Source organism: Limnohabitans sp. Rim8 (genome assembly GCF_943326455.1).
Lineage (GTDB): Bacteria > Pseudomonadota > Gammaproteobacteria > Burkholderiales > Burkholderiaceae_C > Limnohabitans_A.
In genome coordinates, this window is sequence record NZ_CALPTI020000009.1 from 39,442 (window position 1) to 51,967 (window position 12,526).

The following is a 12,526-nucleotide window of genomic DNA, read 5'->3' on the forward strand; positions in this document are numbered from 1 at the left end:
TCAGCTTGGCCAAACCACTTTGGCCTTGGCCAACATCGCATGCAGCAACACGTTGCAACCTGCTTCGATGTGCTCAGGCTTGGCATCTTCAATTTCGTTGTGACTGATGCCATCCTTGCAAGGGATAAAAATCATGCCGCTGGGCGCCAATCGCGCCGCATAAATCGCATCATGACCAGCCCCTGAAACCACAGGCATGTGGCTGTAACCCAGATTGACGGTGGCATCCGAAATGGCCGAAATGCATTCCTCATGAAAGGCTGTTGCAGAAAAACTGGACACCAAGGTCAATTCAACCGACAAGCCCGTGCTGGCTTGCAAGCTTTGGGCGACCGATCTGATCTCATCGGCCATCGCGTCAACCCCCGCGTCAGTGTTGTTGCGCAAGTCAATGCTGAACTTGACCCGTCCGGGAATGACATTGCGGCTGTTCGGGTGCACATGCACCATGCCCACCGTACCCCGGGCGTGCGGAGCATGCTGGTGGGCCGTGCTCACCACGGCTTGCATCAAGTGTGTGGCCACTTGCAGGGCATCCCGACGCAGAGACATGGGGGTGGGGCCGGCGTGGGCCTCCATGCCTGTGACGGTGCAGTCAAACCAACGGATGCCCAAGGAACCGCTGACCACACCAATGGTCACGCCAGCGTCTTCCAGCACCGGGCCTTGCTCGATGTGGGTCTCAAAGTACGCCCCAATGGGGTGCTGGCCCGGCACCTCGGCGCCGATATAACCAATACGCTGCAACTCCTCCCGCACGGTTTTACCCTCTTGGTCTTGGGCTTTGTAGGCGTGCTCCAGCGAAAACGCGCCCGCAAAAACACCCGAGCCCATCATCACCGGCACAAAGCGCGAGCCTTCTTCATTGGTCCAAAAGGCCACCTCGATGGGGGCCTCGGTTTCGATGCCGTGGTCGTTCAGGCAGCGCACCACCTCCAGTCCGGCCAGCACGCCGTAGTTCCCGTCGAACTTGCCCCCTGTGGGCTGGGTGTCGATGTGGCTGCCGGTCATGATGGGGGGCAAGTCAGGCTGCCGCCCGGCTCTGCGCATGAAGACGTTGCCGATTTGATCGACCGTGACGGTCATGCCTGCTTCGCGTGCCCAGGCCGTGACCAGGTCACGGCCTTGGCGGTCAAGATCGGTCAGGGCCAAGCGACAGACACCGCCTTTTTCGGTGCCACCGATTTGGGCCAACGTCATCAGCGATTGCCACAAACGGTTCGCGTCGATGCGCAGGGAGGGCAAGGTGTCGGGTCTGAGCTTCATGGGGTGATCTCCAGCGGGGTTCATTCGGGGTTGTCCCGGTAGGCTTGAAAGACATCGCGTAATTGTCGGCGAGGGGCTGCTGGATCCGTCAAGGACTGCTCCAGCTCGTTGAGGTGTTTGCGCATTTCAGCGCCAGCCGCTGCAGGATTCTTTTGCAGGGCCGCAATCAAGTCGACATGGCGGTGGGCCACACACACTTGCCCCCCTTGGCGTTTGAAACGCGACATGAGCAATGAGGTGGTCGGCAGCAAGCCATTGAGCCAACGTGACAAGACCGGGTTGCCATGCATCTGCGCCATGGCTTGGTGAAATTCACCTGAAAGACGAATCGCCAGTGCATGTTCGCCTTGCCGATCGGCCTCGGTTTCATGGGTGGCCAAATCTTGCAAGGTCTGCAATTGCTCGGCGCTGAGTCGCCCGGCCAGTTGCCTGGCCACTTCGCACTCCACCACCCTACGGGCATCAAAAACACTGCCCGCATCCTCCAGGCTGGGAATAGGGACACGGGCCCCTCGGTTGTGCAGCAATTCAATCACCTGCTCTTGCGCCAGACGCTGCAAGGCCTGACGCACCAAGGTACGTGACACGTTGAACTGCTCAGCCAACTCTTGCTCGCGCAAGCGCTCGCCAGGGGACAGTCGGCGCTCCAGAACGGCCTGATAAATCGCCTCATACACCCGATCAGCACCTGTGCTGGGCACCCCTGCACGCGCTTCGGGAACACTTGAGTCCTCAGGGATGACGGCCAACCCTGTCAAGGTCTGAATGGGCTTGTCAGGCTTGGTTTTGCGAGGCAGCGGAACGCCCATTCGACGATCATCTGTCATGATGACTACTTGGTAAACGAGTCATTTCATGAACACTGAACAATCCCTTGGCATCCTGAGTTGTCAGCCCCTGACTGCACAATCTTTTTCGCCCTATGGCGAGGTGTTGAATTTGTTTGCACCGACCCATCAAACCATCAACCAAGGCACCAGCGGCCGACTCAATTTGCCCGGCGGGCTGGACTTGATGGGCGATGATGGACAGGCGGTGTTGGCGGTTTTCCACGCGCTGGCGCAAAACCCCGAGGGCCCTTGCCACATGCTGGAGCGGCACCAACGCGGCAGCCAGACCTTTGTGCCATTGACAGGTGCGCGCTGTCGTTTGCTGGTGGCCTTGGGCCAAGACCAGCCCGACCTGCGCACGCTCAAGTGCTTTGAGGTCACGGGTCAGCAAGGCTTCACGCTGCACAAAGGCACTTGGCATCACCCTCTGATGGCCTTGGACAAGGGTGCCTTTTTGGTGCTGGAGCGCCAAGGCCCGACCGAAGATTGCGAGATTCATTCACTGCCTTTGAGTCTGCGCCTGAGTCCCCTTTGATGCCGTTTCCACGGGATGACCCTGCGGGTTTCAGGACCAGGCGTGGTGGATGTGTTCGGCCAGTTTGACCAGACTGCGGTCTGAGCCTTCCGGTCCCACCAAAGAAATACCCAAGGGTGCGCCCTGATGGCTGGCCAATGGCAAGCTCACTTGCGGCAAGCCCGCCATGCCCGACACACACAACAAGCTGGTGGCCCGGTTGCGGTAGTCCTCCAGCTCGGCATCGGTCTGACGGATCCAAGGGGCCACATCGGGCATGGTGGGCATCAAGAGCACGCCATCCGTCCCCAAAATCTGCTGCATGTGCGTGCGCCAGTCTTCGCGGAAAGCCCGCGCCTTGGCCACTTGCTCGTCCGTGACTTTGGAAGACCAGTCAAAGCGCTGGGCCACCGCAGCGCCCAACACCGGCTGGAAACGCTGAAGAAAGCCGCCATGCACATCCCAGGCCTCACGTCCCTGAATGGCGCGGAAATGCCAGTACATGGTGTCCATGTCACCCTGCATGATGCGAACCGGTTTGGCCTTGCCCAAGCATTGCTCCACTTTTTGCCGCACTGGTTTGAGGGCTTTGAGGGCCCCTGGCGTGGCCAGTGCCCACATATCAGTCGGGGCCAACACGCGGATCTGATCGGGCAAGGGCTGCGCATCCTGACCCAACAAGACATCCGCCACTCGGGCAAAGGTGGGCACATCGCGGGCAAACCAGCCACAAGTGTCCAGGCTGGGCGACAAGGCCATGGTGTCTTGCAAACTGATGCGGCCATGGCTGGGCCGCATGCCCACCAAACCACAATGGTTGGCGGGGGCGCGCACCGAGCCGCCGGTGTCCGAACCCAAAGCAAAATCACACAAGCGGTTGGACACGGCAGACGCCGAGCCCGAAGAGGACCCGCCGCTGATGCGCTCGGCCACCGCGCCGTTGATCGGCGCGCCGTAATGGGCGTTTTGACCGTTCATGGAAAACGCCAATTCGTCGGTGACGGTTTTGCCGACAAAACGGGCACCGGCGTCGAGCAGGCTTTGCACCACCGGAGCCGTTCGGTCTTGAACGCCCCACAAGGCCATGAGCATGGGTTGACCGCCACTGGTGGGGTAGCCCTTGACGTGGTAGATGTCTTTGGCCGCAAAGCTCAGACCCGACAAAGGACCCGTGGCAGCGTGGCCCACAAGGCTGGAGGGGTATGGCATGAAGGCGTGGGCTGGGTCCCACAGAACGTCGGTGTGTCGGCTCATGTTCAACTCACTTTGAAAAAATAATCAGGCCCCATGGATCAGGCCACGGGCTGAGGCTGGGCCAGCAAGCAACGAACACTGTGGCCATCGGCCAGCCAGGTCACGTCCGGGCGTGTGGCCGAGCATTCAGGCACAGCCATCTTGCAACGGCTGGCAAAGGCGCAGCCCTCTGGCAGGTTCGTCAAATCAGGCGGTGAGCCGGCAATCGTTTCCAGGCGCTGGCCTTTGGCCAAAGCGCCGTCGGCACGGCTTTGCAGCAAAGCACGGGTGTAGGGGTGCCGAGGCTCGCGCATCAGGGTTCGGGCAGGCCCCTCCTCCACAATGCGACCGGCATACATCACGGCAATCCGATCGGCCACCTCTACGGCGGCGCCAATGTCGTGGGTGACAAAAATCACCGACAAGCCCATTTCTTTTTGCAACTCACGCAAGAGCAGCAAGATCTGGATTTGGACGGTCGCGTCCAATGCGGTGGTGGGTTCATCGGCCAGTAGCAACTGGGGCTGGCAAGCCAGGGCCAGGGCAATCATGGCGCGCTGGCGCATGCCGCCTGACATCTCATGCGGATACGCCTGCAAACGACGCTCAGGGCTGGGAATGCGCACCCGCTCGAACAAGGCCAAGGCCCGCTGCCTGGCCGTTTCCTCGCTCACATTTTCGTGACGGCGAATGGTTTCGATGATTTGCTGGCCCACGCTGTAAACCGGGTCCAGCGCCAACAAGGGCTCTTGAAAAATCATGGACGCCACACGCCCACGGAAGCGGCTGAGCTGGTCCTGCGACAGTGCGAGCACATCCTGATCGCCCACCCGGATTTGCCCTGAAATTTGGGTTTTCTTTTCGGCATGCAAACGCAGCACGGTGCGCAAGGTGACGCTCTTGCCAGAACCTGACTCGCCAATCAGGGCGACCACTTCGCCGCGTTGCACGCGCAAGTCCACGCCCGAGACCGCCTGAACGGGTTTTTTGCCGCCGGTGAAGGTGACATGCAGCTGGCGGATATCCACATATGGGGGGGTTGGCGTATCGGGTTTCATACCGCGACCTCCAAAGGTGTGACCGCGCTTTGCAATGCGGGTGCCCCGGTGTGCGCAGCGCCGGCCACATGCATCCAGCAGGCTACCTGTTGGCCATGTTGGGCTTGGGCCAAAACCGGCATCTTTTCGCTGCAAATGGCTTGGGCATGCACACAGCGGGTGTGAAAACGACAGCCACTGGGCGGGTTGATCGGGTTGGGCGGGTCACCTGCCAAAGGCGGGGTTTCGGTGCGCCTGTCAGGGTCCAGAGTCGGTATCGACGAGAGCAAGGCTTGCGTGTAGGGGTGCGCAGCATGCTTGAACAGGGTTTCACTGTCGCCCACTTCCACCACTTGCCCCAGGTACATCACCATGACCCGGTCGCTCATGTAGCGCACCACATTCAGGTCGTGGCTGATGAAAATGTAGGTCAGGCCGAACGCCTCTTTCAAGTCGAGCAAGAGGTTCAGAACCTGCGCTTCCACCGACTTGTCCAGGGCAGAAACCGCCTCGTCCAGGATGATCAAACGCGACTGCAAAGCCAAGGCGCGGGCAATGTTGACACGCTGCCTTTGCCCGCCTGACAACTCATGGGGGTAGCGCTCGGCAAAGCGTTGCGGCGCCAGCCCCACCCGTTCGAGCAAGTCACGCGCCCGCTCTATCGCCTCGCGCTCGGGTAATCCGTGCACCATGGGGGCAAATGCGATCGAGTCTTCCATGGTCAGGCGTGGATTCAAGGATGCGTAGCTGTCTTGAAACACCATCTGGGCCTGACGGCGATAGTCCTTCAAGGGCAGGGACTGGCTGCCTACGGTCTGGCCATCGAACACCAGCTCGCCTTGGTCGGGCGTGATCAACTGCATGAGCAAACGCGCCGTGGTCGACTTGCCGCAACCGGACTCGCCCACCACGCCCAAGGTCTCCCCCTTGAACACATCAAAGCTCACCCCATCGACGGCGCGCACCACGCCGGCGCTGCGGCCCAACAAGTCTTTCTTGAGTGGAAAGTGCTTGACCAAACCACGCACCGAGAGCATCGGCTGACTCGATCCGTTCGCCTCATCATTGGCCATTGTCATTCGGACCTCACTGTTTGATTTCCATGGCCGAGCGCAAGCCGTCGGCCAGAAGGTTGAAAGCAATCGATGTCATGAAAATCATCGCCCCAGGCAAAGCTGCAATCCAGGGTTGCGTGTAAATGGCGGTGCGCAAGGTGTTGAGCATCAGACCCCACTCCGGCTCAGGTGGTTTGACCCCCAGACCCAAAAAGCTCAGACCCGAGGCCAAGATCATGGACACCGCAATCAAACTCGTGGCGTACACAAAAATCGGCCCCAGCACATTGCCCAGCACATGCACGCGCACGATGGTGAAAGCGGATGCGCCAGAAGCCCTGGCTGCCTCGACAAAATCACGCCCACGAATCTGGGTCGTCACGCTTTCAGCCACACGGGCCAAAGGCGGGATGAACACAATCGTCAAGGAGATGAGGGAGTTGGTGATACCCGCCCCTAAAGCGCCTGACAAAGCGATGGCCAACAAGACCGATGGGAAAGCGTAAAAAACATCGATGGTGCGCATCATCACGCTGTTGACCCAGCCACCCATGTAACCGGCGGTGATACCGATCAGCGAGCCGATGACAAAGGCACAAATGACGGGGGTGATGCCCATGAACAAAGACAACCTGGCCCCCACCATCAAGCGGCTGAGCATGTCGCGGCCCAACTCGTCGGTGCCCAAGGGGTGGCCTTCAAAGCCAATCGGCTTGAGGCGTTTGAGCATGGCGGACTGGTAGGGATCCATGGGCGCCAGCCAAGGCCCTAAAACAGCCAGCACCATCAACAACAGCACCACCAAAGCGGCACCCACAGCCACCTTGTCACGTAAAAAACGACGCCACACGGTTTCCCAATAACCGGCAGAGCGCTCGTACACCAGCGGTAGCACGGGGCTGGCAGCCGCATTCAATAAAGTCATGTCAATTCCTTGGGGTCGTGATCAAGCGCGTGCAATGCGAGGGTCCAGCAAGGTCTGGATCACATCCACGATGAGGTTGAGCACCACAAAAAACATGGCCAGCACCAAGATCGTGCCTTGCAGTAAAGGCAAGTCGCGCTGGAAGATGGCCGAGTTCAACAAGAAGCCCGTGCCAGGCCAAGAAAAAACCGTCTCAATCAGGATCGAGCCCCCGAGCAGATAACCCAACTGCAAGCCCATCACCGCCAGCGCCGTGGGGGCGGCGTTTTTGACCACATGCCAAAAAATACCCAAATTGGTCAAGCCCTTGGCGCGCAAACCGACAATGAACTCTTGCGCCAAGATATCGGCCACCAAGGCCCGCACCGTGCGCGCAATGATGCCCATCGGGATCACGCTCATGGTGATCGCAGGCAAAAGCATGTGCTTGACATGCTCCCAGTCCCAAACCCATTGGCTGGACCCCCCCGGCCCAGCGCCACCGGGCGGCAGCCACATCAGGATCGAAGAAAACACAATCACCAGGACCATGCCCAGCCAGTAGTGCGGGACGCTGACGCCCAACACAGACAGCAAAGAAGCGAACTTGTCCAACCATGAGTTCTGGAAATACCCCGCCACAAAACCAAAGAAACAGCCCAGCACAAACCCGATCAGGGTGGCCAGCATGGCCAGTCGCAAGGTGTTGCCCACGGCAGTCATGACCTCGGTCGCCACCGGGCGGTTGCTGGCAATGGATGTGCCCAGATCACCCTGCAATGCACGCCAGACCCAAGTCACAAATTGCTCAGGGTACGAGCGGTTGAAGCCATACAACTCGATCAGCTGCGCTTGCAAGTCGGCCGATGCGTCCGGCGGCAAAATCGAAACCAGAGGATCACCCGGTGCCAGGTGCACCAAGCCAAAACAAACCAGCGCCACCCCGAGCATGATGGGCAAGGAATAAATCAGACGCCGCAACAAAAAGCCGAGCATGCCATCACTCCAAAACTGCATTCAAAACGATGCGCAGCCAAGCATGGCTTGGCTGCGCACCCTGGGGTGTGGGCATGAAGGCCCACACCTGGACGATCAGTCCATCGACACTGGCGCCAAATCGACAAACCAGCTTCGGGGTTGCACAAAGCCTTTGACTTTGGCGCTCATGGCGCGGGGACCCACGTCATGGGCAATCCAGACAAAGGGCGCCTCTTCCACAATGCGCGCATGCAACCTGGCCAGCGCATCGTCGCGCCTCTTGTCGTCAAACTGGGTGCGGGCATCTGCAATCAGCTTTTCAAACTCGGGATTGCCAAAGTAACCCCAGTTGTTGGACACCGGTGGGAAAGTGCCTGTGCTGGTGAAGCGCACCATGCCAAAGAAGGGGTCCATGGCGGAGTAACTCACGTTGATGGCGTCAGCACCGTTGGCAGTCGGGTCTTTGGCACCACGACGCCAGTTGGTGAACAAGGTGTTCCATTCGATCACATCAAACTGCACATCAAAGAAACACTGTTTGAGCGACTGCTGAACAAACTCGTTCATGGGCAAAGGCTGCATCTGGCCAGAACCCGATGCCGAAATTTGCACCTTGACTTTGAGGGGTTTGGCGGCGCTGTGGCCCGCTTGGGTCATCAAGGCCTTGGCCGCATTCACGTCGTACTTGATGTCAAATTTGGGATTGCCCCACCATGGGTGGCCCGGTGGCACGGTGCCTTTGGGCGCAGCCATCATGCCGCCCAAGAGGGTTTTCAGACCTTCCCGGTCGACACACAAGTTGGCCGCATGGCGAACCCGTCTGTCCAACCAAGGTGAGCCTTCGGCAAATGACAACTGCCAAGGCCAGACATGAGGCTGGGCATTGCTTTCAATTTTGAAGCCGCGCTGGCGAATTTGCGGCATGGCATCGGGGGCGGGCGCCTCAATCCAGTCCACTTGGCCGCCGAGCAGAGCAGCGGTACGGGCATTGGCCTCAGGAATGGGGACGAGCACCACGCGATCGACCTTGGGCATGCGCTTGGGATCCCAGTAGGTTTTGTTGGCCACCATCTCTAAGCGCTCACGCGGCACGAATCGGGCCATCTTGAAGGGGCCGGAACCGGAGGCATCTGCGGCAAATGCAGTCCAGGCTGCCCTGGATTTGTCAGCAGGCGTGGCACCTGCAGCGGCATCAAATTTCTTTTGCCAATGGCTGGGTGACGCAATGAACAAATTGGTCAAGTTGATAGGCAAGAAAGCATCGGGCTCGCTGGTGGTCAATTCCACCGTCAGGTCGTCGATTTTTCGGGCACTGCGCAGCGTGGGCATGCGCGAAGCGGTCACGCCCACCTGGCTGGCGTCAAAGTGAACCGCGTCTTTGTCCAACACCTTGCGCACGTTCCAAACAATGGCATCGGCGTTGACAGCCGAACCGTCATGGAACCTCACACCAGGACGCAGCTTGAAGGTCCATTTGGTTTTATCGGTCGCCCCCACGGTCCAGGAAGTGGCCAAGCCAGGCCCGACCACACTGGGTGCATCGGCTTTGGACAAGTCCCAGTGGGTCAAGGCGTCGTACATCGGGATGCCGGTGAACCGGTTGCCCTCAAAGCCTTGGTCAGGCTGCCCCAGCGTTCGGGGAATGTCCGCCGCCGTCATGGCAATGCGCAAGACTTTTTCTTGCGCCTGAACCGCCATGGAGATGGCGCTGAGCCCCATCCCGACAGCCATGGTGAACGCCCAAGATGTGGGCAAACGAGTGGAAAGGATAGACCGCTTCATCATCAAGACTCCAGAAAAAAGTGCGTTGAAAAAATGTGCACCAGACCTAAGGAACCAACAGATCGGTTCGCTAAATTAACATACGCTTTCAAAGTCTGGCAAGCACTTTTTGTATGCAATCACCGTGCCCGTTATGACGTTCAAATCATCCGTCTGTCGAAAGAAGCCAAAGCATTGAAAGGTCCATACAGCTATGAAAATAAAGCACAAAAATGGTGTTTTCTGGCACCATTCTGGTTTGCACCTATGGAGTCTCACCCCAATTTGGTGTTCCCTTTGTATGCAATGAATCTAGCTTTCATCGTCCAAACGCCAGCACCATGACCCATCAATCATCGGCCTCATACCCCTTGCATACGGACTTCAGGCATGGCGAATGGTTTGACCCAGAGACTTTGCTGACGCCACTCCAAAAGGCCGCCAACCCTGCGCACGGGCACTGAAAAGGAATATGCATCATGGACATCACCGCACAACGCCGCTATTTGCTGATCAACCCCAACACCAATGCCTTGACCACTCAGCGCCTGCAAGATGTTTTGCTCCCCTTATTGCCGCAAGGCGTTCAATTGGATGTGCGAACCGCCCGCTTTGGTGCGAAGTACATCGCCTGCGAGGCCAGCCATGCAGTGGCTGCACATGCTTGCCTGGATGCTTGGGTAAGCCAGCAAAGCGCCGTCTCCGGTTCGCTCAATGGCGTGCTGATTGGCTGCTTTGGCGACCCGGGTTTGTTCGCGCTGCGCGAAGTCAGTGGCTGCCCGGTGACTGGCCTGGCCGAGGCCTCCTTCATTCAGGCCGCATCGTACGGTCCGTTTGCCATCGTGACCGGCGGAGAGCGCTGGAAACCCATGCTGCACCGTTTGGCGGGTAGCCTAGGCTATGGGGCACAACTGCGGCACATCGAGACCGTAGCGCCCAACGGGGCGGCACTCCAGGCAGATCCTGACATGGCGATTCGCTGTTTGACTCAGGCTTGCCAGCAAGCAGCGCAGTCAGGTGTGGCCGCCATCATCCTGGGCGGCGCAGGCTTGGCAGGATACGCCCGACTTTTGCAGCCGCACGTCCCACTGCCCTTGATTGACAGTGCCCTGGCGGGCTTGGAAATCATGCTCAAACAAGCCTCACCGCCAGCGCCCCACACCCAAGACGGATTTTTTGCGCAATGGCAGGGCATGCCCGAAGCCTTCAAAGCCATTCCTACAAGAGATACTGGATGAACAACAGCACAGGCGCTGTCATCCGATGAACCGGCCCCGCGACATTGACATGGACGATATCGTGCGCATCTGTCGATTCGCTTCACGCTCGCAGCGTTAAATCAAACTCCCCCGCGCCGCCTGCACCACCGCACGACTCAGGCCATCCAGCAGGGCAGAGGCAGCGCGGGTTTCTTGCCAATACAGTGGCACATCCAGCGGAGTTTCTGGCACCAGCTCAACCAAAGTGCCGTGCTTCAGGTGCGGCGCGATCAAGGTTTCGGGGTGCAGGCCCCAGCCCATGCCGGCCAGACCTGCAGTGATGAAGGCTTGCGTGGAGGGCAAGCTGTGCCGGGGCAGCTCCACATGCCGGTGGCACAAGCGCCTAACCCAACGCGCTTGCAGATCGTCTTGCGGGTTGAACACCAAGCTGGGTGCCACTGACAAACGTCCGGCCGTCACACCTTCGGGAAAATAACGCGCCACATAAGCCGGGCTGGCCGCAGCCAGGTAGCGCATGGCGCCCAGTGAGCGACTGTTGCAACCGGTGGCGGGCCTGGCCGTGGCGGTCACAGCCGCCAGCACGGCCCCGCTGCGCAGCCAACCCGTGGTGTTGTCTTCGTTGTCCACCGCCACATTCATCAGCACCGGGGCTTCGGCGGCAAATGCCGACAAAGCCGGCGCCAGCCAAGTGGCCAGGCTGTCGGCATTGACCGCAATGGGCAGCGCCACGCGCGTCACCCCCTCCGGAGCCAAGGCGGGCAAGCTGCCTTGTAGCTCCTGTTCCAGCAAGCGCACCCGGTCCATGTGCTGGCACAGGCGACGCCCGGTGTCGGTGGGCTGGCAGGGCTGGCCCCGTACCACCAAGACGCAGCCCACGCGCTCTTCGAGCAGCCGAATGCGTTGAGACACGGCAGAGGGCGTCACATGCAGCGCGCGTGCAGCACGTTCAAAGCTGCCCTCACGAACCACAGCGGCCAGTGCGGCCAATGAGAAATAGTCGAGCATGAAATTAGTTTTTCTAAAGTTGATTAATGAAAGACAGTTTGTCTTAATCCACAAAGGCTGACAAGCTCGCGCTCCATGAGCTTGAACGACACCATTTCCGGCGTGGGTACTGTCTTTGTCCAAGGCCTGTTTTTGAGCTTGGGCCTGATCGTAGCCATTGGGGCGCAAAACGCTTTTGTGTTGCGCCAAGGTCTGCGCCGCGAGCATGTGGCCAGCGTGGTGGCTTTTTGCGCGTTGGCCGATGCGCTGCTGATCACGGCGGGCGTGCTGGGCATGGCGCAAGTCGTGGGTGAGCGGCCTGCGCTGGCCAAAGCGCTGGCTTTGGGCGGGGCGGCGTTTTTGGCCGTGTATGGTTGGCGAGCGCTGCATCGGGCGCGCCAGGCCAGCACGCTGGATGTGACGGAGTCAGGCCAAAGCCTGGGCCCAATAGCAGCGATGGCACAAGCGGCAGCTTTCACCTTGCTCAACCCGCATGTGTATTTGGACACGGTACTGCTGGTGGGCAGCATCGGCGCGCAGCAGCCTGCACCTTTGCAAGGATGGTTTGCGGCCGGGGCCAGTGTGGCCAGTCTGTTGTGGTTCAGCGCCTTGGGCTTTGGGGCCCATTGGCTGGCCCCCTGGTTTGCCCGCCCCCGCGCCTGGCAGGTGCTGGACGCGCTGATCGGCCTGACCATGTGGGTCCTGTCGCTTCTGTTGGTGCGCCACGTTGTGAATGGGCTCTGA

General features: G+C 59.7%; 13 protein-coding genes. 4 read left to right on the plus strand and 9 right to left on the minus strand.

Annotated features, from left to right (window positions below; translation table 11 throughout):
- The gene (locus tag Q1M54_RS08245; RefSeq protein WP_300556126.1) at positions 1–1,266 is read right to left on the minus strand and encodes a Zn-dependent hydrolase; all 1,266 of its coding nucleotides are present in this window, start codon (positions 1,264–1,266) and stop codon (positions 1–3) included.
- Between the two features lie 20 nt (positions 1,267–1,286).
- Positions 1,287–2,093, minus strand: a complete 807-nt coding sequence (locus tag Q1M54_RS08250) for a GntR family transcriptional regulator (RefSeq protein WP_300556128.1) — start codon at positions 2,091–2,093, stop codon at positions 1,287–1,289.
- Between the two features lie 28 nt (positions 2,094–2,121).
- On the opposite strand from Q1M54_RS08250, the gene Q1M54_RS08255 reads away from it, so the two are divergent.
- Complete coding sequence (locus tag Q1M54_RS08255; RefSeq protein WP_300556130.1) at positions 2,122–2,631, plus strand: ureidoglycolate lyase; 510 nt, start codon at positions 2,122–2,124, stop codon at positions 2,629–2,631.
- A 30-nt stretch (positions 2,632–2,661) separates the two neighbouring features.
- Here the strand turns inward: Q1M54_RS08255 and Q1M54_RS08260 are convergent, their stop codons facing one another.
- The 6 genes from Q1M54_RS08260 to Q1M54_RS08285 all read right to left on the minus strand — a co-directional run bounded on the left by Q1M54_RS08260 (position 2,662) and on the right by Q1M54_RS08285 (position 9,515).
- The gene (locus Q1M54_RS08260) at positions 2,662–3,864 is read right to left on the minus strand and encodes an amidase (RefSeq protein WP_300556132.1); all 1,203 of its coding nucleotides are present in this window, start codon (positions 3,862–3,864) and stop codon (positions 2,662–2,664) included.
- Positions 3,865–3,902: 38 nt separating this feature from the next.
- Complete coding sequence (locus Q1M54_RS08265) at positions 3,903–4,901, minus strand: ABC transporter ATP-binding protein (RefSeq protein ID WP_300556134.1); 999 nt, start codon at positions 4,899–4,901, stop codon at positions 3,903–3,905.
- Complete coding sequence (locus Q1M54_RS08270) at positions 4,898–5,959, minus strand: ABC transporter ATP-binding protein (RefSeq protein WP_300556136.1); 1,062 nt, start codon at positions 5,957–5,959, stop codon at positions 4,898–4,900. The genes Q1M54_RS08265 and Q1M54_RS08270 overlap by 4 nt, the downstream gene beginning before the upstream one ends.
- A 7-nt stretch (positions 5,960–5,966) precedes the next feature.
- Positions 5,967–6,860 carry an ABC transporter permease gene (locus tag Q1M54_RS08275; RefSeq protein WP_300556139.1) on the minus strand — a complete coding sequence of 298 codons (894 nt, stop codon included), beginning with the start codon at positions 6,858–6,860 and terminating at the stop codon, positions 5,967–5,969.
- A 21-nt stretch (positions 6,861–6,881) separates the two neighbouring features.
- Positions 6,882–7,835 carry an ABC transporter permease gene (locus Q1M54_RS08280; protein ID WP_019425970.1) on the minus strand — a complete coding sequence of 318 codons (954 nt, stop codon included), beginning with the start codon at positions 7,833–7,835 and terminating at the stop codon, positions 6,882–6,884.
- A 96-nt stretch (positions 7,836–7,931) separates the two neighbouring features.
- Positions 7,932–9,515 (minus strand): ABC transporter substrate-binding protein, encoded by a 1,584-nt coding sequence (locus Q1M54_RS08285; RefSeq protein ID WP_300556252.1) that lies wholly within the window; start codon positions 9,513–9,515, stop codon positions 7,932–7,934.
- Positions 9,516–9,919: 404 nt separating this feature from the next.
- Between Q1M54_RS08285 and Q1M54_RS08290 the strand changes: the two genes are divergently transcribed.
- Positions 9,920–10,042, plus strand: a complete 123-nt coding sequence (locus Q1M54_RS08290) for a hypothetical protein (RefSeq protein WP_300556142.1) — start codon at positions 9,920–9,922, stop codon at positions 10,040–10,042.
- A gap of 15 nt (positions 10,043–10,057) precedes the next feature.
- Complete coding sequence (locus Q1M54_RS08295; RefSeq protein WP_300556144.1) at positions 10,058–10,816, plus strand: aspartate/glutamate racemase family protein; 759 nt, start codon at positions 10,058–10,060, stop codon at positions 10,814–10,816.
- A 96-nt stretch (positions 10,817–10,912) separates the two neighbouring features.
- On the opposite strand, the gene Q1M54_RS08300 is transcribed toward Q1M54_RS08295, so the two are convergent.
- On the minus strand, positions 10,913–11,803 hold the full coding sequence (locus Q1M54_RS08300) for a LysR family transcriptional regulator ArgP (RefSeq protein ID WP_300556146.1): 891 nt from the start codon (positions 11,801–11,803) through the stop codon (positions 10,913–10,915).
- A 75-nt stretch (positions 11,804–11,878) separates the two neighbouring features.
- Here Q1M54_RS08300 and Q1M54_RS08305 point away from each other — a divergent pair, with 75 nt between their 5' ends.
- Positions 11,879–12,526, plus strand: a complete 648-nt coding sequence (locus Q1M54_RS08305; RefSeq protein ID WP_300556148.1) for a LysE/ArgO family amino acid transporter — start codon at positions 11,879–11,881, stop codon at positions 12,524–12,526.

Coding starts and splice junctions, on each gene's coding strand:
- Q1M54_RS08245 (WP_300556126.1), bottom strand. CDS start 1,266: ATGAAGCTCAGACCCGACACCTTGCCCTCCCTGCGCATCGACGCGAAC.
- Q1M54_RS08250 (WP_300556128.1), bottom strand. CDS start 2,093: ATGACAGATGATCGTCGAATGGGCGTTCCGCTGCCTCGCAAAACCAAG.
- Q1M54_RS08255 (WP_300556130.1), top strand. CDS start 2,122: ATGAACACTGAACAATCCCTTGGCATCCTGAGTTGTCAGCCCCTGACT.
- Q1M54_RS08260 (WP_300556132.1), bottom strand. CDS start 3,864: ATGAGCCGACACACCGACGTTCTGTGGGACCCAGCCCACGCCTTCATG.
- Q1M54_RS08265 (WP_300556134.1), bottom strand. CDS start 4,901: ATGAAACCCGATACGCCAACCCCCCCATATGTGGATATCCGCCAGCTG.
- Q1M54_RS08270 (WP_300556136.1), bottom strand. CDS start 5,959: ATGACAATGGCCAATGATGAGGCGAACGGATCGAGTCAGCCGATGCTC.
- Q1M54_RS08275 (WP_300556139.1), bottom strand. CDS start 6,860: ATGACTTTATTGAATGCGGCTGCCAGCCCCGTGCTACCGCTGGTGTAC.
- Q1M54_RS08280 (WP_019425970.1), bottom strand. CDS start 7,835: ATGCTCGGCTTTTTGTTGCGGCGTCTGATTTATTCCTTGCCCATCATG.
- Q1M54_RS08285 (WP_300556252.1), bottom strand. CDS start 9,515: ATGGCGGTTCAGGCGCAAGAAAAAGTCTTGCGCATTGCCATGACGGCG.
- Q1M54_RS08290 (WP_300556142.1), top strand. CDS start 9,920: ATGACCCATCAATCATCGGCCTCATACCCCTTGCATACGGACTTCAGG.
- Q1M54_RS08295 (WP_300556144.1), top strand. CDS start 10,058: ATGGACATCACCGCACAACGCCGCTATTTGCTGATCAACCCCAACACC.
- Q1M54_RS08300 (WP_300556146.1), bottom strand. CDS start 11,803: ATGCTCGACTATTTCTCATTGGCCGCACTGGCCGCTGTGGTTCGTGAG.
- Q1M54_RS08305 (WP_300556148.1), top strand. CDS start 11,879: ATGAGCTTGAACGACACCATTTCCGGCGTGGGTACTGTCTTTGTCCAA.